This window comes from Pantoea sp. QMID4 (assembly GCF_030270445.1).
GTDB lineage: Bacteria > Pseudomonadota > Gammaproteobacteria > Enterobacterales > Enterobacteriaceae > Pantoea > Pantoea vagans.
On sequence record NZ_BSXL01000010.1, the window covers coordinates 23,870 to 45,333 of the forward strand.

At 53.8% G+C, this 21,464-nt stretch carries 19 protein-coding genes and 2 pseudogenes; 14 read left to right on the top strand and 7 right to left on the bottom strand.

Annotated features, from left to right (window positions below; genetic code table 11):
• The first annotated feature begins 60 nt into the window (after positions 1–60).
• The 3 genes and pseudogenes from QSK07_RS20165 to QSK07_RS20175 form a co-directional block, all read left to right on the top strand.
• Positions 61–981: a substrate-binding domain-containing protein gene (locus tag QSK07_RS20165; RefSeq protein ID WP_285722775.1), complete on the top strand. Its 921-nt coding sequence runs from the start codon at positions 61–63 to the stop codon at positions 979–981.
• A 15-nt stretch (positions 982–996) separates the two neighbouring features.
• Positions 997–1,170 (top strand): hypothetical protein, encoded by a 174-nt coding sequence (locus QSK07_RS20170; RefSeq protein ID WP_285722773.1) that lies wholly within the window; start codon positions 997–999, stop codon positions 1,168–1,170.
• A 211-nt stretch (positions 1,171–1,381) separates the two neighbouring features.
• A pseudogene (locus tag QSK07_RS20175) lies at positions 1,382–1,663 on the top strand (anti-sigma factor family protein); the annotation flags it as partial.
• Positions 1,664–1,689: 26 nt separating this feature from the next.
• On the opposite strand, the gene QSK07_RS20180 reads toward QSK07_RS20175, so the two are convergent.
• A complete protein-coding gene (locus QSK07_RS20180; protein WP_285722818.1) occupies positions 1,690–2,268 on the bottom strand; it encodes a YceI family protein in 579 nt (192 codons plus the stop codon).
• Positions 2,269–2,958: 690 nt separating this feature from the next.
• Between QSK07_RS20180 and arnB the strand changes: the two genes are divergently transcribed.
• The 8 genes from arnB (at position 2,959) to QSK07_RS20220 (ending at position 11,975) form a co-directional block, all read left to right on the top strand.
• Positions 2,959–4,095: a UDP-4-amino-4-deoxy-L-arabinose aminotransferase gene (gene arnB, locus QSK07_RS20185; RefSeq protein ID WP_285722771.1), complete on the top strand. Its 1,137-nt coding sequence runs from the start codon at positions 2,959–2,961 to the stop codon at positions 4,093–4,095.
• Position 4,096: 1 nt separating this feature from the next.
• Positions 4,097–5,080: an undecaprenyl-phosphate 4-deoxy-4-formamido-L-arabinose transferase gene (gene arnC, locus QSK07_RS20190; protein WP_285722770.1), complete on the top strand. Its 984-nt coding sequence runs from the start codon at positions 4,097–4,099 to the stop codon at positions 5,078–5,080.
• Positions 5,077–7,056: a bifunctional UDP-4-amino-4-deoxy-L-arabinose formyltransferase/UDP-glucuronic acid oxidase ArnA gene (gene arnA, locus QSK07_RS20195; protein ID WP_285722767.1), complete on the top strand. Its 1,980-nt coding sequence runs from the start codon at positions 5,077–5,079 to the stop codon at positions 7,054–7,056. The genes arnC and arnA overlap by 4 nt, the downstream gene beginning before the upstream one ends.
• Positions 7,056–7,958 carry a 4-deoxy-4-formamido-L-arabinose-phosphoundecaprenol deformylase gene (gene arnD / locus QSK07_RS20200; RefSeq protein WP_285722765.1) on the top strand — a complete coding sequence of 301 codons (903 nt, stop codon included), beginning with the start codon at positions 7,056–7,058 and terminating at the stop codon, positions 7,956–7,958. Before arnA ends, arnD begins: the two co-directional genes overlap by 1 nt.
• Positions 7,958–9,616 (top strand): lipid IV(A) 4-amino-4-deoxy-L-arabinosyltransferase, encoded by a 1,659-nt coding sequence (gene arnT, locus QSK07_RS20205; RefSeq protein ID WP_285722763.1) that lies wholly within the window; start codon positions 7,958–7,960, stop codon positions 9,614–9,616. Before arnD ends, arnT begins: the two co-directional genes overlap by 1 nt.
• Positions 9,616–9,936, top strand: a complete 321-nt coding sequence (gene arnE, locus QSK07_RS20210; RefSeq protein ID WP_098049742.1) for a 4-amino-4-deoxy-L-arabinose-phosphoundecaprenol flippase subunit ArnE — start codon at positions 9,616–9,618, stop codon at positions 9,934–9,936. Before arnT ends, arnE begins: the two co-directional genes overlap by 1 nt.
• Positions 9,933–10,298 carry a 4-amino-4-deoxy-L-arabinose-phosphoundecaprenol flippase subunit ArnF gene (gene arnF / locus QSK07_RS20215; protein ID WP_098049741.1) on the top strand — a complete coding sequence of 122 codons (366 nt, stop codon included), beginning with the start codon at positions 9,933–9,935 and terminating at the stop codon, positions 10,296–10,298. The genes arnE and arnF overlap by 4 nt, the downstream gene beginning before the upstream one ends.
• Positions 10,299–10,445: 147 nt before the next feature.
• Entirely contained in the window at positions 10,446–11,975 is a 1,530-nt protein-coding gene (locus QSK07_RS20220) for a Fic family protein (RefSeq protein WP_285722760.1), read from the top strand.
• Positions 11,976–12,012: 37 nt separating this feature from the next.
• On the opposite strand, the gene QSK07_RS20225 is transcribed toward QSK07_RS20220, so the two are convergent.
• Positions 12,013–12,708 carry a haloacid dehalogenase type II gene (locus tag QSK07_RS20225; protein ID WP_285722758.1) on the bottom strand — a complete coding sequence of 232 codons (696 nt, stop codon included), beginning with the start codon at positions 12,706–12,708 and terminating at the stop codon, positions 12,013–12,015.
• 711 nt (positions 12,709–13,419) lie between these two features.
• Between QSK07_RS20225 and QSK07_RS20230 the strand changes: the two are divergent.
• From QSK07_RS20230 to QSK07_RS20245, 3 genes and pseudogenes are all read left to right on the top strand, one after another.
• A pseudogene (locus QSK07_RS20230) lies at positions 13,420–14,312 on the top strand (IS5 family transposase).
• Between the two features lie 375 nt (positions 14,313–14,687).
• Complete coding sequence (locus QSK07_RS20240) at positions 14,688–14,849, top strand: hypothetical protein (protein ID WP_275222430.1); 162 nt, start codon at positions 14,688–14,690, stop codon at positions 14,847–14,849.
• A gap of 801 nt (positions 14,850–15,650) precedes the next feature.
• The gene (locus QSK07_RS20245) at positions 15,651–18,134 is read left to right on the top strand and encodes a type III effector HrpK domain-containing protein (RefSeq protein ID WP_285722755.1); all 2,484 of its coding nucleotides are present in this window, start codon (positions 15,651–15,653) and stop codon (positions 18,132–18,134) included.
• Between the two features lie 147 nt (positions 18,135–18,281).
• Here the strand turns inward: QSK07_RS20245 and QSK07_RS20250 are convergent, their stop codons facing one another.
• The 5 genes from QSK07_RS20250 to sctS form a co-directional block, all read right to left on the bottom strand.
• The gene (locus QSK07_RS20250; RefSeq protein WP_098049735.1) at positions 18,282–18,665 is read right to left on the bottom strand and encodes an acyl-CoA thioesterase; all 384 of its coding nucleotides are present in this window, start codon (positions 18,663–18,665) and stop codon (positions 18,282–18,284) included.
• A 96-nt stretch (positions 18,666–18,761) separates the two neighbouring features.
• Positions 18,762–19,208 carry a GNAT family N-acetyltransferase gene (locus tag QSK07_RS20255; protein WP_098049734.1) on the bottom strand — a complete coding sequence of 149 codons (447 nt, stop codon included), beginning with the start codon at positions 19,206–19,208 and terminating at the stop codon, positions 18,762–18,764.
• A 104-nt stretch (positions 19,209–19,312) separates the two neighbouring features.
• Positions 19,313–20,395: a type III secretion system export apparatus subunit SctU gene (gene sctU / locus QSK07_RS20260; protein ID WP_285722752.1), complete on the bottom strand. Its 1,083-nt coding sequence runs from the start codon at positions 20,393–20,395 to the stop codon at positions 19,313–19,315.
• Position 20,396: 1 nt separating this feature from the next.
• Complete coding sequence (gene sctT / locus QSK07_RS20265) at positions 20,397–21,194, bottom strand: type III secretion system export apparatus subunit SctT (protein WP_275222433.1); 798 nt, start codon at positions 21,192–21,194, stop codon at positions 20,397–20,399.
• A 2-nt stretch (positions 21,195–21,196) separates the two neighbouring features.
• On the bottom strand, positions 21,197–21,457 hold the full coding sequence (sctS, locus tag QSK07_RS20270; protein WP_031590837.1) for a type III secretion system export apparatus subunit SctS: 261 nt from the start codon (positions 21,455–21,457) through the stop codon (positions 21,197–21,199).
• Positions 21,458–21,464: the final 7 nt, after the last annotated feature.

Sequence of the window (21,464 nt, forward strand, 5' to 3'; positions counted from 1 at the left end):
CGGGTATTTGCCTGTTACCCGGCGGTTTACTCAATAAAAATTACCCTACAGGAATACACGATGAAAACCAGAATGTTAGCACTGCTGCTCAGCCTGCTGATTAGCGTTACTGCCTGGGCGAAAACGCCGAAAATCGGGGTTGCACTGGCAAATTTCGACCTTAACTTCGTCTCAATTCTGCGCACACAGATGGTGGATGAGATAAAGGCGCTGAATATGGAGGGGCAGTTTGTCGATGCCAAAGGTGATGTTGCGCTTCAGGTTCAGCAGGTTGAGGATTTTATCAATCAGGGTGTGGATGCAATTATTCTTAATCCGGTTGATACGCAGGGCGTTCTGCCGATGGTGAAAGCGGCAGAGACCGCAGGCATTCCGCTGGTGTTTGTTAACCGCAAGCCGGAAGTGAAACTGCCGGTCAATATGGCCTATGTCGGTTCGGACTCTGCTCTGGGAGGTAAGATGCAGATGGAGGCGCTGGCAAAACAGATGAACTACCGTGGCAATGTCGCCATTTTAATGGGTGCATTATCGAACGAAGAAGCGCGTGAACGGACACGCGCTGTTGAAGCCGTAATTGCTAAATACAAACAGATGGCGGTGATTGAAAAACAGACCGCACGCTGGCAGCGCAATGAAGCGGTAGACGTGGTGTCAGGATGGCTGCTTAATCAGCGACCCATTGATGCGATTGCCGCTAATAATGATGAAATGGCCATCGGCGCGATCATGGCACTGAGTCAGGCGAAAAACAGTCACATTCTGGTCGCCGGAATTGATGGCACACCCGACGGTCAGCAGTTTGTTAAAAACGGAAAGATGACGCTGACAATTTTCCAGGATGCAAAGGGGCAGGCGACGGGAGCGGTTAAAATCGTTAAGGCGTTGCTGGATAAACAGAAAGTCGACCCGTTGAACTGGATCCCTTACAAAACCATTACGCAGGCTAATTATCCGGCGTTTGCCGCAGAGAATCAGCCCTGAAAGCCGGATTCAATCATGAGAACGGTGCGGCAGGCTGCAGATCCTTATGCCTGTCGCATTTTAATGCCAGGTAAACATCCCCTCTGTGCGCTGGTTGATTCAGGGCTCATTCGTCTTTCTTTAGATCAGCTGGAGTATACTGACGGAAATGAACGAAAATTATTTGATTTTTTAATTATTTACACTTAGATGACCTGCCACTGATTCAGCATGCGCGCGTCCTGATGGCATCACGCCAGTATATTTTTAGTGAAGCAGTCCGCCAGCTGAATAACAGTACAGATAGCCTGCGCACTTCTCCAGAAAGCAGCGGATGATGGGCAACCATCGAGCAGAAAAAAGGGCATTTTCCTGGACGCGACGTCAACCAGCAGACACTGAATGTGGGCTGGGCTACCCGCAGCAACTGCGCATAGCGGGTGCTGAGCTGAACATGGTGCGTATCCTGCGCTACGAACGGACGTCAATTGCACAGATCGCCTGGCTGCACGCGGATTATGGCCCGATGGCGCTTTGTCTCTCGCCCGCATTGCACGACACGAACCCGATTGCCCGCGAACAGCGTCACGGTATGCAGCTGGCCTGGTGGCCGCACGACGGTTATCAATATGTTTTGATTGGCCGTAACCCCTCAGCGCAGCGGGCGTCTACCGCTGAAGCATTACAGGCAGCGCTTACGTAATCCGGCGACATGCGCAGCCGTGACAGTCAGCGCGGCTCTCTGACCTGCGCTGCAATCTTTAGCGCAATATTTACCCGATCGTCAACTACCCCGACCAGCCGATCCATACCGAAGGCCGAGCGGGAGATGGCGGTGGAAGCATGCAGTGCCAGCAAGCGAGATGCAGGATCAAGGGTCTTCCCGCTGTCCAGCGAGGCCAGCATCACAACAGGCCGGCTGACAGCTTTAACCGTCAGCGTGCCAAAAATCCGGTAATCACCGTCACCCAACGCAGCCACGCGATTGCTGACGAAATGAATCTGCGGGTAGTGCGCTGCATCAAAAAACAGATCACTTTTCAGTTGCCAGGTTAACAGGCTGTTCGAGGCGACCAGCGTTCCCACCGGAATATTTACTTCAATACGATCGTCACGATCTTCATCAGGATTAAGCGTAATCATGCCGGTCACGCCCTGCAGTCTGGCCTGCGAAAAGTCATGTCCAAAGGCACGCCAGGAGAGGCCAATCGACGTTTTATCAGGGGTAATAGCATAGGTTACCGGCGCGGCACAGAGCTCCGGGCTGATCAGGGCAAACAGAGTGCATAAACAGACGGCACGTATCATCACTTTTTCTCTTTCAGAAAGACCAAACGTTAACGCCTGAAACCGCGATCTTATTCGCTTTTATTAGCACTGCTTTTACCACAAAGGCACAGATGAAAGATATTAACTGACTGTCACGTCAGATTCACCAAAATGTAATGATTATTCCGGGTGGCCGAACATTAATAACGGGAAATATTAAGAATACATTAAGGTGACTTTATTAATCTGTCATTTTACTGAAATCCTGACTGGAGGTATGTGACGACGTTGAGGCAGCAATTCATGATGTGATATTAGCTTATCCTAATCAGTCAGTTACGTTTTTCTTCTTACCGGGAAATGATGTCAGGTGTGATATGTCTGAGCTGGAAACAGGCCGGGCCTGCTGTTTGATAAACAAAATATCAATAAATCAAAAAGAGTTGAGTGCCGGGAAAATATTATTTAAATAATGGTGAACTTTTCAGGAATTCATTAAATGAATCCCCGTTTATTTTATTGTAATTAAATCTCTTCATTTAATGTTCAGTTAACTTTCATGCGTTAGCTTGTATTAGCAGTCCGGTAAACTTAATTCCATAACGGGAAACCTGTTATGGCTTATGCGCCTGCCAGACATTGATAAATCGCTTTTCCAGTTCTTTTCCGGCGTTGTATCCGATTAACAACGCGCGACAGTTTATGGGTTTGATTTGCAGGAGTTTTAGCATGGATTTTTTGCCATTTTCCCGCCCTTCATTCGGTGATGAGGAGCTGGCTGCTGTTAAAGCGGTATTCGACTCCGGATGGATAACAACCGGGGCAAAATGCGCCGAACTGGAGCAGGCCTTTGTTAAACTGACCGGCAACCAGCATGCCATTGCAGTGAGCTCGGCTACTGCCGGGATGCATGTCACGCTGATGGCGATGGGAATCGGGCCTGGCGATGAGGTGATCACGCCGTCCATGACCTGGGTTTCAACCCTGAACCTGATTACGCTGCTGGGTGCCACGCCCGTCATGATTGATGTGGATCCGGACAACCTGATGGTGACGCCGGAACGGATAGCTCAGGCCATTACGCCACGCACCCGCGCCATTATTCCGGTGCATTACGCCGGTGCGCCCGCCGATATCGCACCGATCTGTCAGCTGGCTGAGCAGCATGGCATTGCCATCATTGAAGATGCGGCTCACGCGGTGGGCACGACTTATCATGACAGGCCGGTCGGGCATCGCGGCACGGCAATCTTCTCGTTCCATGCCATCAAAAACATCACCTGCGCGGAAGGCGGTCTGGTAGTAACCGATGATGCTGCTCTTGCCGATCGTATCCGCAGCCTGAAGTTTCATGGCCTGGCGGTAGATGCGTTTGATCGCCACACTCAGGGCCGTCTGCCGCAGGCGGAAGTGATGATGCCGGGCTTCAAATACAATCTGCCCGATATCAGCGCAGCCATCGCGCTGGTGCAGTTACAGAAACTGCCGGGCTTTATCGCACGCCGCCGTGAGATTGCCGAACGCTATCTTGAGGCGCTGCACTCGCTGCCCTTTACGCCACTTTCACGGCCAGAGTGGCCACATCAGCATGCGTGGCACCTGTTTATTATCCGCATTGATGAACAACGCTTCGGGCTGTCACGTGATGCCTTTATGCAGGCGCTGAAGACACGGGACATCGGCAGCGGCCTGCATTTTCGTGCAGGGCATACCCACAAATATTACCGCGAGCGCTATCCCGATCTGCGTCTGCCCGCCAGTGAACGTAACAGCCAGCAGATGTGTTCAATTCCGCTGTTTCCGTCCATGACGGATCAGGATGTTGAACGCGTAATTCAGGCTTTACATGACATTGCCGGAGCCTGAGATGCGCGATATTAAACCGATCAATATGCTGTCCGTGGTGATCCCGGTCTATAACGAGCAGGAGAGTTTGCCGGCGCTGCTGCAGCGCACCAGCGCCGCCTGCGACGCCATCAACCTTGAATATGAAATTCTGCTGGTGGATGACGGCAGCAGTGACCGCTCTGCCGAACTGATTGAACAGGCCGCCACCGTTCCCGGCAGCCGGATAACCGGCGTGCTGCTCAACCGCAACTATGGCCAGCACTCCGCCATCATGGCCGGGTTCAGCCAGGTCCGTGGCGATCTGATTATTACCCTTGATGCCGATCTGCAGAACCCGCCGGAAGAGATCCCGCGGCTGGTCGAGGCTGCGCGTCAGGGGTATGACGTGGTGGGCACCGTCCGGCAGCAGCGGCAGGACACCTGGTTCCGTCGTAAGGCCTCGCGCACGCTCAACCACCTGATTCAGCGGGTCACCGGCAAAGCAATGGGGGATTACGGCTGCATGCTGCGTGCCTATCGTCGCCACATCGTCGAGGCGATGCTCAATTGCCACGAACGCAGCACCTTTATTCCGATTCTGGCCAACACCTTTGCCCGTCACACCATCGAGCTGCCGGTGATCCACGCCGAACGGGCTTTTGGCGATTCGAAATACAGCTTTATGCGCCTGATCAACCTGATGTACGACCTGGTGACCTGCCTGACCACCACGCCGCTGCGACTGCTCAGCGTGGTCGGCAGCCTGATTGCGCTCTCCGGCTTTGCTTTCTCACTGGTGCTGATCGTACTGCGACTGTTTTTTGGTGCGGCCTGGGCGGGTGATGGCGTCTTCGTGTTGTTCGCCGTGCTGTTCATGTTTATCGGCGCCCAGTTTGTGGGTATGGGACTGCTCGGGGAGTACATCGGGCGCATTTATAACGACGTTCGCGCGCGTCCGCGCTATTTCGTTCAACGCATTGTTCAGGCTCCTGAAGAGCCTTCAGTACAGGATACTCAATCATGAAGACCGTTGTTTTCGCCTATCACGACATGGGCTGTGTCGGCATCAATGCCCTGCTGAATGCAGGCTATGAGATCACCGCCATTTTTACGCACAACGACGTGGCGACCGAGAATAACTTTTTCGGCTCGGTAGCCCGCCTGGCGGCAGAGCACGGCATTCCGGTCTATGCACCGGACGAGGCGAATCATCCGATCTGGCTTGACCGCATCCGTACTATGGCACCAGAGATGATCTTCTCCTTCTACTATCGCCATCTGCTGAGCGATGAGATCCTGCAATGTGCTCAGAAGGGGGCCTTTAACCTGCATGGTTCCCTGCTGCCAAAATACCGTGGCAGGGCACCGCTGAACTGGGCGCTGGTCAATGGCGAGTGCGAAACGGGCGTCACGCTGCATCGCATGGTGAAGCGCGCAGATGCCGGTAATATTCTGGCGCAGCAGAAAGTGGCCATTGACGATCAGGACAACGCGCTGACGCTGCATCGCAAGCTGGTCCTGGTCGCAGAGCAGCTGCTGGGCGATGTATTGCCTCGCCTGCGTCAGGGTGAGGTCAGTGAGTGGCCACAGGACGAGAGCCAGGCTACCCGCGTGGGCGGTCGCACGGCCGACGATGGCCGCATTGACTGGAATCAGCCTGCTGAGACGATTCACAATCTGGTCAGAGCGGTCACCGATCCCTGGCCTGGCGCATTCGCCTTTGCCGGTTCGGTTAAATTTATCGTCTGGAAGAGCCGCGTTCATCCGCAGCAGCAGCAGGCGAAACCGGGCACTGTCATCTCCAGACAGCCGTTCCTGATCGCCTGCGGCGAAGGCGCACTGGAAATCCAGACCGGACAGTCTGAGCATGGCGTCTACATGAACGGCAGCCAGCTGGCGCAGAGCCTGGGCATGGTGCCAGGCGCACTGCTCTATTCACAGCCGCAGTCCGTGCTGCAACGCCGTACCCGCGTGCTGATCCTCGGTGTTAACGGCTTTATCGGTAACCATCTCACCGAGCGGCTGCTGCAGGATGAACATTTCGACGTCTACGGCCTGGATATCAGTTCAGATGCTATCAGCCGCTTCCTGGAACATCCGCGTTTCCATTTCGTTGAAGGGGATATCGCTATTCACTCCGAATGGATTGAGTATCACATCAAAAAATGTGACGTCATCCTGCCGCTGGTGGCGATCGCGACGCCGATTGAGTACACCCGCAACCCACTGCGCGTGTTTGAACTCGATTTCGAAGAGAACCTGAAAATCATTCGCGACTGCGTGAAGTATCAGAAGCGCATCATTTTCCCGTCTACCTCTGAGGTCTACGGCATGTGTACGGATGCCAGCTTCGATGAGGATTGCTCAAACCTGGTGGTTGGGCCGATTAATAAACAGCGCTGGATCTACTCCGTATCCAAACAGCTGCTGGACCGCGTGATCTGGGCATATGGCGAAAAAGAGGGGCTGCGTTTTACCCTGTTCCGTCCTTTTAACTGGATGGGACCGCGCCTGGATAACCTCAATGCGGCACGCATCGGCAGCTCCCGTGCGATCACTCAGCTGATCCTCAACCTGGTAGAAGGTTCGCCGATTAAGCTGATCGACGGCGGCAAACAGAAGCGCTGCTTTACCGATATTCAGGATGGCGTGGAAGCGCTGTTCCGCATTATCGAAAACAGGCAGCAGAATTGTGATGGTCAGATCATCAATATCGGTAACCCGGACAACGAAGCCAGTATCAAAGCGCTGGCTGAGCAACTGCTGGAAAGCTTCGAACGCCATCCGCTGCGCAGCCAGTTTCCGCCGTTTGCCGGTTTCCGGGAAGTGGAAAGCAGCAGCTACTACGGCAAAGGCTATCAGGATGTGGAGCACCGCAAACCCGCTATCCGCAATGCACGTCGTTTGCTGGGCTGGACGCCGACCGTCACGATGGATGTCACTATCGACAACACGCTCGACTTCTTCCTGCGCACCGTCGAGCAACAGGCTGATAAGTGATGAAGAAGATCGGTCTGCGGATAGACGTAGATACCTGGCGCGGCACGAAGCAGGGTGTGCCGGCGCTGCTTGAGCTGTTCCGGCGTCATGCGGTGCGGGGCAGCTTTTTCTTCAGCGTGGGACCGGACAACATGGGCCGCCATCTCTGGCGGCTGGTGAAACCGGCGTTTCTCATGAAGATGCTGCGTTCCCGCGCTGCATCGCTCTATGGCTGGGACATTCTGTTTGCCGGAACGGCCTGGCCGGGGAAGCAGATGGGACGTGGCCTGCGGCAAATCATGCAGGACGCCACCCGCCAGCATGAGGTCGGCCTGCATGCCTGGGATCACTTTGCCTGGCAGACCTGGGCGGGCGTCTGGCCTCAGGACAAGCTGGTTGAGCAGATAGCCCGCGGCACCGAAACGCTGAGTGAAATCCTGGGGCATCCTGTCAGCTGCTCGGCCGTTGCAGGCTGGCGCGCTGATGGCCGGGTGATCGCCGCCAAACAGGACTTCGGCTTTCACTACAACAGCGACTGTCGCGGCAGTGGCCCGTTCCGGCCCCTGCTGCCGGATGGGCAGATCGGCACGGTACAGATTCCGGTGACGCTGCCCACATGGGATGAAGTAATTGGCCGCGAGGTCAGCGCAGAAGGGTATAACGACTACATTCTGGCGAAAATGCTCTCATCTGAGGATGGCGCGGTTTACACCGTGCATGCCGAAGTCGAGGGGATCATCGGCTACGCGGACTTTGATCGGCTGCTGGAGGCTGCAGAGCGTAACGGCATTCAGTTCTGTCCGCTAGGCGAGCTGCTGCCCGACGATCTCAGCACGTTACCTGTGGGCAGGGTCGTCAGAGGCGAAATCCCCGGACGGGAAGGGTGGCTGGGCTGCCAGCAACTGACTGAAGAGGCGAACTAGTGCGGATACGTAACAACACGATGTGGGTGCTTTTTTTCAGCGTCTTTATTCTCTATTACCTTATCCCGCCAGTGTTCCGCGATCTCTGGCAACCGGATGAGACCCGCTATGCGGAGATCAGCCGGGAGATGCTGGCGACCGGTAACGGGATCACGCCGCACTTCTTTGGCCTGCGCTATTTTGAAAAACCGATCGCGGGTTACTGGATTAACTCGCTGGGTCAGTGGCTGTTTGGCCACAACAATTTTGGCGTGCGGGCGGGTTCGATATTCTCCACGGCGATCACCGCTGCGCTGATTTTCTGGCTTGGCCGCCGGCTGTTTGGTTCGGCGCGCACCGCCGCGGTCGGCACCCTGATTTTCCTCAGTTCGCTGCTGGTCTACGGCGTGGGCACCTATGCGGTGCTCGATCCCATGCTGATGCTCTGGCTGGCGGCGGCGATGTGCAGCTTCTGGCTGGCGACGGAGGCCACCGGACGCGCGCGCGGTTATCTGCTGCTGGGTCTCGCCTGCGGCATGGGATTTATGACCAAAGGCTTTCTGGCACTGGCGGTTCCGGTGCTGGCGATTCTGCCGTGGGCGATCTGGCGCAAGAGACTTCCGGAGCTGCTCTGCTTCGGGCCGCTGGCTGTACTTTCAGCCGCAGCGATCAGCGCCCCCTGGGCGCTGGCGATCTATCATCAGGCGCCCGATTTCTGGCACTACTTCTTCTGGGTTGAGCATGTCCAGCGCTTTGCACAAGAGAATGCACAGCATAAAGCACCGTTCTGGTATTACCTGCCGGTTCTGCTGCTGGGCACGCTGCCGTGGCTGGCGCTGTTACCCGGCGCGTTAATGACCGGCTGGCGTGAGCGTCAGCAGCATCCCGGCGCGCTTTATCTGTTGAGCTGGACGGTTATGCCGCTGCTGTTTTTCAGCCTGGCAAAGGGTAAGCTGCCGACCTATATCCTGCCCTGTTTTGTGCCGCTGTCGCTGCTGATGGCGCACTATGGGTTGAACGCCGCGCAGCGGGCAGGGCGCGCATTAACCGTTAATGGCTGGCTTAACCTGATTTTTGGCATCCTTACTCTGGCAACGGTGCTTCTTGTGCTGGCACCCTGGAGCGTGACGCATCATCCGTTGTTCGCTACACACGAGATGCTGAAGCTGGTGCTGGGTTCGCTGGCATTTCTCATCTGGGGGCTGGTGGGCGCCTACAGCTGCCGATCTTCACAGCGGCGCTGGCTGGCGGCCGCACTTTGCCCGCTGGGCGTCGCACTACTTATTGGCGCTGCGATCCCGGAAAAAATTCGCGACGCTAAACAGCCGCAGCACTTTGTTGCCACGATCAGCGCGCGTCTGACCTCTAGCCGCTTTATCCTGGCGGACAATCCCGGTGTGGCCTCTGCTGTCGCCTGGCATCTGCAGCGCAGCGATATCGGCTTCTACGATACCAAAGGCGAGCTGGAATATGGGCTGAGCTACCCGGATGCGCAGTCACGTTTTGTCTCTCAGGCTGACTTCGGCAACTGGCTTGCCGACCATCGCCGTACCGGAAGCGTGTCGCTGCTGTTGCTGGTCGACTCGGTGCACAGCGATATCGGAGAGGATGTACCGGTGCCAGATGCGGTCTATCGCCAGGGCAGGCTGGTCTGCCTCTACTACGGTCAGATGAAGTAATGCTGCTGCTGATTGTGCTGGTGAGTCTGCTCAGCTGCAGCGCGCAGCTCTGCCAGAAACAGACGACCCATGCGGCGTCGCGCCGGATTCGCTTAAACTGGGTTGGGATGAGCGTGTTGCTGTCAGGCGTTGCGATGCTCCTCTGGCTGCTGGTACTGCAGCGGGTGCCGGTGAGCCAGGCCTATCCTATGCTGAGCCTGAACTTCATTTTCGTTGCGCTGGCCGGCCGCATCCTCTGGCGTGAGCGGTTAACGCTGCGCCAGATTGCCGGCACGCTGCTGGTGGTGACGGGTGTGGCGCTGATGGCGAGTCAGCTATGAAAGGGTATGGATGGGTCGCCTGCAGCGTGCTGCTGGTCTCAGCGGCACAACTGATGATGCGCTGGGCGATGCCGCGGCTGCCTGATGCCAGCAGCATTATGTCTCTGCCAGCTGTTGCCATACTGCCCGCCTTGCTGCTGCTGGCCGGACTGGGTGCGTATGGTATCTCGATGTTTTGCTGGATTCGCGCGCTGCACTATTTTCCGCTGAATCGGGTCTATCCGCTGCTCAGCCTGAGTTACGTACTGGTCTGGCTGGTGGCGGTCTGCGTGCCGGTATTTCATGAGGCGTTCAGCTGGCATAGCCTGGCGGGCGTGGCGATTATTGTTATCGGGCTGCTTTGCATTGTGGTTAAGCCCTGAACAAAGAAATTTAGCGTTTCCGCATCATCAATCCTTTTTATTATCGTTTTAATGCAGAAATTAATGCTGTCTTGATAGGAATATTAGCGTTTTCGTGTTAAATACCTTTTTTGTTATCGTTTTTGGGCGACGGATAAAGGATTCACTATGCTGGTCGGCTTTAGCGCACTGCGCGAACGTTATGCTATCAAACTGGCACAGCCATTACGCGTTAAGTCAGCTATCGGAACGGTACGCTCTCATCATGAGAGCCAGGGGCAAGTGGAAAATCATTATCCACCTGGCTATCAACCGGAAGATGATTTTGCCGGTCACTTTGCCTTTGGTCTCAAATACGAAGAGATTCACCTGGAGTTTTTTGCTCGCCTGTTTACCGCTGTTGGCCCGGAACCTCTGGAGGCGTGGTGTCGTTGTGAGCCGTTCGGACAGTATGCGCGACGGGCTGGCTTTCTCTATGAATGGCTGACCGGCAACACGCTGCAGGTACCGGATGTCACCAATGGAGGCTATATTGAGGCCATTTCATCCAAAGCCTGTCTGACCCGAACGACAGTAAAGCGCGTCAGACGCTGGCGCATCAATGATAACCTGCCAGGGTCGGTGGATTTCTGCCCGCTGGTGCGCAGAAACGCGGCCGTTGAGCAGGCGCTTACGTTCGATCTCAATGATGCCTTAAACGATCTGGATAACGCTTTTGGCGCAGACATTCTGATGCGCACGGCCAGCTGGCTGACATTTAAAGAGTCGCGCGCCAGTTTTCTGATTGAGAAAGAGTCGGACCTGGGTGACCGCATTCAGCGTTTTGCTCACGTTATTGCGCAGTATTGCGGACAGCTTGACGATCCGCTCAGTGATGCCAGCCTGCATACCATACAGCAGGGTATTCTTGGCCAGGACGCACTGGGACTGGGCCTGCGCCGATCACCCGTGTTTGTCGGGCAGTCGACAATGCGTGAAGATATCGTCCACTATATTGCGCCACACTATGATGATGTTCCCCGCTTCATGCAGGGCCTGAAAGACTTTGACCTGGCGACGCGGGGTGCCGCTCCATTGGCCCGTGCCGCTGTTATTGCGTTTGGCTTTGTCTATATCCACCCCATGCGTGATGGCAATGGCCGCATCCATCGATTTTTAATCAATGACACGCTGATTCGTGACGGCGCGATACCGGATGGTGTCATCCTGCCGGTCTCAGCCACCATCACCAGCTCGATGGATTTTCGGGTCGGCTATGATCGCACGCTGGATGTGTTCTCGAAACGGCTGATGCAGCGCTATGCGGGCTGCTATCGGTTTGGTGAGCTCAAAACCTATGAAGATGGCACGCTGAGCAACTTCAGTTTCAGCGACTATGAGGATGCCCGTTTCGCCTGGCGTTATCCCGACTTAACCGAGCATGTGCTCTATACCTGCAAAGTAATAGAGCACACTGTCCGAAAAGAGATGGCTGATGAAGCGCGCGTACTGGTGATATTCCAGCGTGCACAGCAGCGTCTGAAGGAAGTCATTGAAATGCCCGATCAGGACGCGAGTCGCATTATTCGTTCGCTGAAGGAAAATGGCTGGCAGATCTCCGGCAAGCTTAAAAAAACGTTCCCGTTGCTGAACGATGCGACGCTGTCCGGGCGCATCGTGGATGCGGTCAGATCGGCGTTTGAGACCCAGACAGACTGACTGCCTGGGTTTTACCGGGAATCACTGCGCACTGTGCTCAGCAGAGCGGTTTAAGCTGTGCGGCCAGCGCCTGAATATCGCTGACGATCAAATCAGGTGCAGGTGCCAGCGGATAAGGTATCTGTCCCTGACGGCTGATAAAGGCGGTTTTTATCCCCGCACGTTTTGCGCCGCCCACATCCCAGCCATGCGCGGCCACCATCATGCACTCTGCGGCGGGCTTGCCCATCTCTTTCATTGCCCACTGATAAACTCTGAGATCGGGCTTATAAACCTTAACCTGTTCCACGCTGAGAATGCGAGTGAAGAGCGGTGCCAGTCCGGCTAAGCCGAGCTGTTTTTCTGCCAGTGCGGTCGAGGAGTTGGTCAGCGCAACCAGCTTAAATCCCTGCTGCTTCAGGGCAGTCAGCCCTGCGGCAACGTCCGGATGGGCGGGCATGGCGGCGATAATGTCAGCCAGCGGCGTCGCGTCCGCTGGCAAAGTGACGCCGTAATGTGCAGCGGTCATCTTCAGTACCACTTCGGCAATATCACCAAAGCTGTGCCAGCTGCCGGTCACTGACTCAACCAGTGAATGATGCAACAGCGAGGTAAACCAGGCCTCGGCGCGCTCCGGCCTGTTACCAAGCCGCTGCACGACAGCCTGGTTCAGTTCTTTAGTGTCCAGAAGAGTTTCATTAACATCGAAAAACAGGGTGCCGCTACAGGGTTCAGGGTTATGAATGCGGGTCATAGGGGCCTCCGGCTGGATTGTGGGGGTGTGATTGTGAGGCTTTGTCAGACGCTGTCTGAAGGTAGGACACTGATGAGGAATACTCAAGATTTGGGTGTAGCGATAGGTTGAAGGTAGATTGGCAAAACCAGATGTAATTCAAACCTGAAAATATAGCGCGCAATGTAATTTATGCTAAGTTTCAGTCCGTGAGATGGCTAGTTTACAGTCCCTTATAAACGAAAGTATGAGATTTTTATTGCGACAGAAAATTTACAAGACATCCCGATCATGAATGCAGGCTATCGTTATCTGATAATATCCATTTGGTCTATGTTTTAATTTGGCCATTGTGGGCCCATTGATTGTGAAGTGAATTAACTTCTGAGTTTATTCATGAAGACTAAATTAAATATAACAAGTCGAACTAATTATCCTATGAACAATGCACCAGGCCGAACCTTCCGTAAATTAAAATGAGCAGGTCAGCATGTTGGCTGATGCAAAACAATATAATCATTCTGCTTATGTCCCTGCCTCCGCGCGATGACGGCCCACTGAAGTTCACCATGAAGGTAAGCGAACAGGCACGCTGAAAAATCCACTCACACGTATTCGAAGCAGAATATGTTTACAGGCCTGAGCACCTTCCCACGGCCTTGTTGAATAAATTGAACTTTTGCTCAATCGCAGGATCAGATCACGCATCATCCTGACAACACAGGCAGCCCCGTGGCAAAGCAGAAGTTCAGAATCACCAACTGGCGCTCTTACAACAAAGCCCTTATCAACCGCGGTTCCGTTACCTTCTGGCTGAATGATGAAGTTCTCAGGTCATGGTATGTGCCAGCAACGCCGTCACCATGGTGACGGCCTCAGCGCCATTCTGACCGTGCCATCACGACTGCCCCTGCGGGCTGTACAGAGCTTCATTGACTGCATTTTTACCCTGATGAACGTTCCGATGCGCTGTCCGGATTACAGCTGTGTCAGCAAACAGGCAAAGTCGGTCAATGTCAGCTTTAAAGTGCCCTCCCGGGGTGAGATAGCCCATCTGGTGATAGATTCTACTGATCTGAAAGTCTTCCGTGAAGGTGAGTGGAAAGTCAAAAAATATGGCAAAGAACGGCGTCGTATCTGGCGGAAGCTCTATCTGGCTGTTGACAGCAAAACACATAAAATCATCTGTGCAAATCTGTCGCTTAACAGCGTGACGGACTCAGAGTCTTTCCCCGGATTAATCTGGCAGATCCATATAAAAAAATCAGGGCAGCAGCAGACGAAGCTTACGACATCCACTGTGTTACGATGAACTGCGGCGTAATGAAATCAGTGCTCTCATCCTTTCCTGACAGGGCGCAGGTTACGGGTCTGAGGCGTATGAAGACCGCAATCGTGCAGTGGCGAATTAACGTCTAAGCGGGAGCAATGCACAGTGTAAATGGACAACAGAATATAACCGTCGATCGAGAGTGGAAATGGCCATGTACAGGGTGAAACAGCTGTTGGATGGTCTACTGAAATTACGTGAAAACGATGGTCAGTTTGCAAAGGCTCTGACCATCGTGCGTGCTTTAAACAAAATGACACAGGCAGGCATGCCAGAAAGCGTGAGTATTGCCTGAAACCCCAACCCGCTACAGAGAGGCTTGCCCGAAATCTGATTTATTCAGCAAAGCCTTTTTCCCTCTGAGACAGCATAAGATGCCTGGTGATAGTAAAAATCATGTGGCCTGGCGATGGTGAGGAGATTCATATAGGCCGCAGCGTTGGGTTTAACCCATGCAGCGAAGTATCGCAGCGTCTGCACATAAACAGTAGCTTTTTTCTGAGAGAGGACGATGTGGCATACGTGATGAATGCGAACAATAAGATATGGACATTGTAAGCAGGCGAATTAATAGTTTTTACGCTTAACTCACATAACGGGTAAAGGATCGGCAATTTGTTTTTTCTCTAACTACAATTATGTTGTCGAAAAGAAAAAAGTGGAGGCGAATATGTCAGAACGTCCTGATCCAGATTATGTTGAGCCAGTACCTGATGATGCTGAAAGTCCTGTCTATCGGGATAATGAAGAGGCTGATGATGAGTCTGAGGCTGATGTTAAAAATCCATTCAATGACGATAGAGATTTCCCGGCTCCTGCCAAAGACATCTGATAACCGCCTCCGGGCGGTTTTTTATGGGAAGCATTCTCTAAATAAAAAGGCAGAACCGCTACCAAGGCTGTAAAATGACAGGAGCATAAAAGTATAAATTTATCAGTTGCATAGCAGGATTTTCAAATGATACAAGGCGCATGTCAGTATTCACCTGCGGCCAGCACGAAAATAAATTCGCCCGGTCATGGCTGATATATGGCTTATCAGAGAGGGGGCTGTTAAAGACAAAGTGACAGTTATAGTGTGATTACGGAAGGTTCAGTCAGTAGCGGGTCAGGGCAGGAAAGGGAACACGGACACCAGGCTCTGTTGTAATCACACCGTCAACCGGATAACCGGCACGACGTCGATCCGAATGACAATGCGATTGCAGGATTCATCGTTGCTTCCCACATTATACTTGTGAGGGGAGAGTATAGTGATTTAGAAAAATCGAAAAAATAAAGCAGTAACCTTTCCCGATTTAACCCATGCATAGTAACTTGCATGGCCAGTTAAAACAGAAGTGCACAACCTTACTATTAAGAAGAAAATAAACGTATCCAGTAGGGATTTTCGTCTAAAGGGGCCTTTTCCTCATTAGTCTGCCAGCATAACAGCCGAGCTTTTTATAATTAAATCATCTTTTGATTCGAGAAAAATCGATAATAATGACAGCATATGATGCTGTCGGACTGGCTATTAAATCCATAATCCTGATTAAAAACAGTACAAAGACCCGGAATAGGTAGTGCAAATTATTTTCGGGAACCTGACCTTATATGCCGCAACTCAAACTCAGTAAACAATTTTGTCGCCGTGGTAAGCGATAAAGCCTTTTTATTGGGGGAAGTTAGCATGCGTGTTTCGTCAACACCTTCATCATTCAGTCAGAACTCACTTATTGTGCCTGATACAACCTCGCAGCAAACGACGCTCAAGGCGCCACAGAGCCAGAACGTTCAGTCTGGCGCCGTGTCAGGAATGCAACAGGGTGTTGTGGTCACGTTCACCCTTTCAGGGATGATCCGATCTCTTTTTCAGGCGGTCATGGTGCAGCGGGGGGATGCGTTTAAAGCGCCAGCTACATCGAGGTTATCGCTACAGGGTTGCAATCCTGACGTGCCACCTAAAACAGGCCAGGTAAGCAATGCTGTGAATTCGTCAGCGGGGGCTGTGTCTGGCAGCCCTATTGCAGCGACTCCGAACGCAGCAGCAGCCCAGCTGACCCCGACGCTATCTGCTCCGGCAGCATTCACCAATGGGCAGAGTGTAAGATCGTCTGGCCAGGTCGTCAGTGCTGCTCATTCGGGGGATTTTCTCGATAATTCACCGTTCTCCTCACTGGATAAGTTGAAAAAATGGGAGCCGATGGTGGCTAACCTGCCAGCCGGGCAACGATTGCAGGCGGAAAAAGAGCTCAATCGTCCGATGGCAGCGGCGCAAATGGTGTTGGACGGCGGCCCGAATGCGCAGCGGGCGCAGGCATACATCGATGCCAATCCGGCGCTGAGAAACGCCATTGATGCAGGCAAACATGGTGGCAATCCTGACGGTAAAGTCACCAAAGGTGATTACAAAGGTTTTATTTCGCGGATGAATAAAGCGCAGAGCGCAGCGGATAAAGACATTGCCGACTACCTGAAAAAGAACCCGAATGCGGACGAAGGCTCCCGCCAGATGGTGGCAGCGGCGGCGATGTTGCGTGCCAACGGGCCAATATTGCGGGTAGCGGGACTGGAAAAGGGTAAAGCCGGTAAGGATATGTCGGCTGACAATCTGAACTGCCTGGTGAAACAGAATCCGGGGCTGGCCGATTCCCTGCGCCAGGCAGCCCGCAATTTCTCCTCTCCCGGACTGCTTTCCGAGCTTGACCAGGGCGGTGTCACCGGTAAGAAATTGGCCGGGCAAGGTCCTGACGGTCGCTTCAGCAATAAAAATATTGATAACTGGATTAAAAAGCAGGCCCCAGTTAATGGGGGAGAGGTTGTCCGGTTGATCAATCAAGCGGCATTGGTCAATGCCACTGCCAATATTGATACCCGTCGTCTGAATAAGAATGTGTTTGAACATCCTGACCAATATAGCGGTGCAGAGAAAACAGCGGTGATGGTTAAGCTGCAACAGACATTAAAAACTGTGCAGGCCGGGCGCAGCCTGCGCAACACCACAAAAACAGAACAGGCACTGAACGAAAAGATCGACCAGCTACAAAAAGATCCGGCGGTTAGTATCTTTCTGGAGAAGGCTGTTCCGGCACAAAGTAAGACGTTGATCAACGGTGATAAGGGATTGCGTCAGGCGCTCGAGCAGCGGTATGGCGAAGTGGCCTCAGGTAAAACTCTCAGTGACGACATGCGGCGCATACAGGCTGGGCAGAAGGCTATAAATTCGACGCCAGATTATAGCGACGCGCTTCAGAACCTGACTGACGAACTGAACATGCAGCATTTACTGCGTGGCGACAGCGTACCCACGGCGAAAGAGGTGGTTGCCAGACAGCCTGCGCTGAGCCAGAAACTGAACACCTCTTTTCAGCATCAAATTACTCAGGGCGGCTATGTCAAAGATAGCATCAAGGGTAAACATGCCGATGTCCTGCAGATCCTTCAGCTTTCCGACATGAAAAAATCGCTGTACGAAGCGGTTTTGCCGAAAGAGGTGACTAACCTGAAGCAGGACGGCTACACCGAAGCGGTGATGGATTCACTGAAAGTGGGCAAGAGAGGGGTAGATATGTTGAAAACCCTCAAGCAGGCAGGTCTGCTCTCGGGTGATGTAAAAAAAATGAGTGGTAAAGAGATGCTGAGTTCGTTGGATAACGCGCTGAATAAAGAGGGGGCGGCAACCGGCATGAAAGGTCTGATGAAAACCGGCATGAGCAGTGCCGCCGGTGTGGCCGGCCTCTTCTCTGTATCCAACATGCTAGCAAGCGGCAATAAAGCAGGGGCTGCGAAAGCGATCTATGATGGCGTCCATGGCAGTAGCGAACTGGCTAAATTGGGTGTGGATACTGCGCTAAAGAGCACCGGCCGCGAAGCTACCGCCAGCTTTGGCCGAATGGCGGGCATGGCGGCCGGACGTGCGGTCGGTATGGTCGCCGGAGAAGGTACAGCGATGGCCGCAGCCAGCACCATCGGTGCCGCAGCGGGTCCGGTGGGCTGGGTGGTTGATGGCGCGATAGCGATTGGTTTTGGCATCAGTTCTATCGTCAGCGCGGTCAATAAGCACAAAGAGCAGAAGCGCTTTGATCATAACGTTGATCCGGTTCTAAGCCAGTTTGGCCTCCCAAAAGCGCATTAACGGGCCTGTCCCTGGCTGATCTGAAACCCGGCTCATCATTAACCCTTACGCTCACCTGTGTGGCACAGGGTTAACTGAATATTTTACCAGTGAGTATCTATCAATTACATGAAAACATGCGTGGATGTACCTTGTATTCAGAATTCATTATTCAAGGACTGCCGCAAGGCTGGGAGGAACACCGGGACGACCATTGGTTAAACAGGTGGCGGTGAAGGTTGCTTCGGCATACACCACATCGTTAACCAGAATTTGCTGGAAAAAATCTACCCGGCTGCGTTTTTCGTTTTTTACCGGCTGACAGGTCACCACCAGCGCGTCACCCGCCTTCAGGCTTTTTCTGAAACGCAGGGTATACTCCAGCAGCATATGAATACGGCCCTGTTTAAATTCCTCTTCAAGGTTCAGACCGAGCGCTTCTGCCATATAAGCATGACGTGCCCACTCCAGATAGAAGGGATAGTAAAGACCATCGACAACGCCCTGAAAATCAACATGGTTCGGGTCAACAGTGTAGTGCTTGCAAAACATAGTTCTTCCTCAGAGCCTATCTCATCAGGCTGGTTTTACGGTTATTCTGCAGCAGGGCCGTGCTCAGGAACCTCGTGCATGGCGTGTATGCTGCAGTTAATTACTGCTGGAAAGCGCACAACTGGCAGACTCCAGCTGCTTGACCAGATAATGCTGGCGATGATGCTGCGGCATCTGCTCCAGCGTCATTTGCAGCCGGTAGCCCTGCTTCTCATAGAACTCCCGCGCCTGAAAACTAAAAGTATCAACACAAACGCGCTGACAGCCACGTACGATAGCTTCCTGCTCGGCGGCCTGCAACAGTCTGGCGCCGTGACCGGTTCTGCGCAGCGCCTCATCGACCCACAAAAAATGAATATGCATCCAGTTCCCCCAGGTGACGGCGAGCAGTCCGGCAATTTTGTTGCCTTCAGCGTCATTGAGAAAAACGGCGATATCTTTTATCTGCCCGATATCAACATGTTGCGCATTGAATGCCATCAGTTTCTGGCGGATTTGATTAACATCGTCAGGATGGGGTGTGGCGGTCATTGTCATATTCATTGGCCATATTCCTTACACAAAATGCTGTGGTTTGACCCGGCATGTTTCGGACGCTGTCCGACTCATTCAGCATATAGGTGGTGTACGGCAGACAAAAGTTCCCGCTATTTCGCTTCCAGCTCGATCACTTCGTCGCTTATCTGATCGTCCAGCTCACGCAGCACCTGATAAACCTGCGCCACCGCCTGCAACGTATGACGGGGGATCATCTGGCCCTCGTCAGAACGATAAAGCGTTCGTGCCAGCCAGATAAAGCGGATCACCGGGATATTGGCTTTCTGCGCCCTGGCGATCAGCGCTTTGGCATCCTTATCCTCACCTTTACAGATAATGCGCGGCAGCGGCGTCAGCTCCGGACGGTAATAGAGCGCCACCGCATAGTGGGTGGGGTTGACCAGCAGCAGGTCGGCCTCCTCGACCGGTTTGCTTTTCACCGGAGCCGCCGGTGCGTTCAGCAACTCATGCGCCACCGCATGGCGGTGGCCTTTCATATGCGGATCGCCCTCGGACTGTTTGTGCTCGTCACGAATATCCTGATGGCTCATCCGCTGCTGCTTAAGGAAAAAATATTTTTGCAGGCCAAAGTCCAGCAGGGTCAGCACCAGCAGCGTCATCAGCGTCTGGCGTGACACGCGGGTCAGCATCACCTCCACCGCAGGCCAGAAGCTGTCCAGATCGCCATAAGCGAGCCGGGAAAGGGATTCGAGATCCGGCGTCAGCACCAGATAAAAAATGGTGCAAATGGCGGCGGCTTTCAGGATGTTGTTCAGCATATCGGTGAGTTTTTTAACCGAAAACATCTGCCTGAACTGATTGATCGGGTTGAGACGGTTGAAATCGGGCTTCAGTGCTTCCGGGGCAAACAGGGGGCCGTACTGCATCCAGCCGCCGATAATACGCAGCAGCGCCGCCACCGCAACCGTCAGGCAGCAAAAGGTGGCCACCAGCACCAGCGCGCTGCCGGCCACTTCATTCAGCGCCAGCTCAAAAGGCTGATTAAGGCGGGCAAGCGGCAGCATCATCAGTGCCTGGAGTTTCTGCATCCCGACGTCATCCAGCGCCAGCACGGTCTCCACCACCCCGGCGCAAATCAGCAGTTTGGGAACATCCTGACTTTGCGGAACCTGACCTTTACGACGCGCATCCTGAAGCTTTTTTGCCGTGGGTTTTTCCGTTTTTTCCGACATGCTAGTGACCTCCCAGCAGCAGTGGCATCAGCTTGCTCAGATCGGGCAGCCGTTCCAGACGTCCCTCTCCCAGCGCATTCAGCGTGGGGATATAGAGCACAAAAAACAGCAGGCCGACCAGGCACTTCGCCGGAACGGACAGCACAAACGCCTGCAACTGCGGGCTGTAGAGGCTGAGGATAGCGATACTGAAATCCAGCATCAGCAGCAGCGCCACCAGCGGGCCGGCGTAAATGATGATATGGCTGAAGGTGTCGGCCAGCAGGCTCAGATACTGCTCGAATCCCTGCTGATGCGGCAACGGCAACCACTGCATCACCGGCCAGATACGGTAGCTGTCCCAGATAATCTGGGTCACACCACTTAAGCCCGCGCCCAGCATCAGCAGCAAAATCAGCGTCTGTTGCAGCAGCAGGCCGAGCGGGGTGACATCGCTTCCCAGCGCCGGGTTCAGCTGGCCGCCAATCAGTGCGCCACGCTGGTTATCGAACAGTGCCCCTACTGACTGAAACAGCCAGAACGGCATCCCCATGATCAGCCCCAGCAGGATACCAATCACCACCTCTTTCAGGATCAGCGCGATCAGCTGTGGCCAGTCGGGCATCTGCACCGCCAGTTGCGTTTGTAAACCCAGCGCCGGCACCAGCGCCAGCGCCAGTACCACGCCGGTACGCACCATACCTTTCAGAATATTGAATGAAAATACCGGAACCAGAATCAGGCAGGGATAGATGCGTGCAGTACCCAGCGTCAGGGCAAACAGGTACTGATAGAGAGTGTGGATGGCATCGTTAGCCATAGCTACGCCCCGGTCTGTGGGATCATGGCGAAGGCCTGCTGGGCCAGTTCAAGCAGCTCAACGCCGATCCAGCGGCCGCTCAGCGCCAGCGCGATACCGACAGCCACCAGCTTAATGGCAAAGGGCAGGGTCTGGTCCTGCAACTGCATCACAGCCTGTAACAATGACACCAGCACCCCGACAATCACCGCCACCAGCAGCGGCGGAGCGGAGAGCAGGACCACCAGCAGCATCGCCTGTTTGAACAGATTCAGTATTTCCATGCATGCC

Excerpts from the sequence above, each read along its gene's own strand:
- QSK07_RS20165 (WP_285722775.1), top strand. The coding sequence starts at position 61 with ATGAAAACCAGAATGTTAGCACTGCTGCTCAGCCTGCTGATTAGCGTT.
- QSK07_RS20170 (WP_285722773.1), top strand. The coding sequence starts at position 997 with ATGAGAACGGTGCGGCAGGCTGCAGATCCTTATGCCTGTCGCATTTTA.
- QSK07_RS20180 (WP_285722818.1), bottom strand. The coding sequence starts at position 2,268 with ATGATACGTGCCGTCTGTTTATGCACTCTGTTTGCCCTGATCAGCCCG.
- arnB (WP_285722771.1), top strand. The coding sequence starts at position 2,959 with ATGGATTTTTTGCCATTTTCCCGCCCTTCATTCGGTGATGAGGAGCTG.
- arnC (WP_285722770.1), top strand. The coding sequence starts at position 4,097 with ATGCGCGATATTAAACCGATCAATATGCTGTCCGTGGTGATCCCGGTC.
- arnA (WP_285722767.1), top strand. The coding sequence starts at position 5,077 with ATGAAGACCGTTGTTTTCGCCTATCACGACATGGGCTGTGTCGGCATC.
- arnD (WP_285722765.1), top strand. The coding sequence starts at position 7,056 with ATGAAGAAGATCGGTCTGCGGATAGACGTAGATACCTGGCGCGGCACG.
- arnE (WP_098049742.1), top strand. The coding sequence starts at position 9,616 with ATGCTGCTGCTGATTGTGCTGGTGAGTCTGCTCAGCTGCAGCGCGCAG.
- arnF (WP_098049741.1), top strand. The coding sequence starts at position 9,933 with ATGAAAGGGTATGGATGGGTCGCCTGCAGCGTGCTGCTGGTCTCAGCG.
- QSK07_RS20220 (WP_285722760.1), top strand. The coding sequence starts at position 10,446 with ATGCTGGTCGGCTTTAGCGCACTGCGCGAACGTTATGCTATCAAACTG.
- QSK07_RS20225 (WP_285722758.1), bottom strand. The coding sequence starts at position 12,708 with ATGACCCGCATTCATAACCCTGAACCCTGTAGCGGCACCCTGTTTTTC.
- QSK07_RS20240 (WP_275222430.1), top strand. The coding sequence starts at position 14,688 with ATGTCAGAACGTCCTGATCCAGATTATGTTGAGCCAGTACCTGATGAT.
- QSK07_RS20250 (WP_098049735.1), bottom strand. The coding sequence starts at position 18,665 with ATGTTTTGCAAGCACTACACTGTTGACCCGAACCATGTTGATTTTCAG.
- QSK07_RS20255 (WP_098049734.1), bottom strand. The coding sequence starts at position 19,208 with ATGAATATGACAATGACCGCCACACCCCATCCTGACGATGTTAATCAA.
- sctU (WP_285722752.1), bottom strand. The coding sequence starts at position 20,395 with ATGTCGGAAAAAACGGAAAAACCCACGGCAAAAAAGCTTCAGGATGCG.
- sctT (WP_275222433.1), bottom strand. The coding sequence starts at position 21,194 with ATGGCTAACGATGCCATCCACACTCTCTATCAGTACCTGTTTGCCCTG.
- sctS (WP_031590837.1), bottom strand. The coding sequence starts at position 21,457 with ATGGAAATACTGAATCTGTTCAAACAGGCGATGCTGCTGGTGGTCCTG.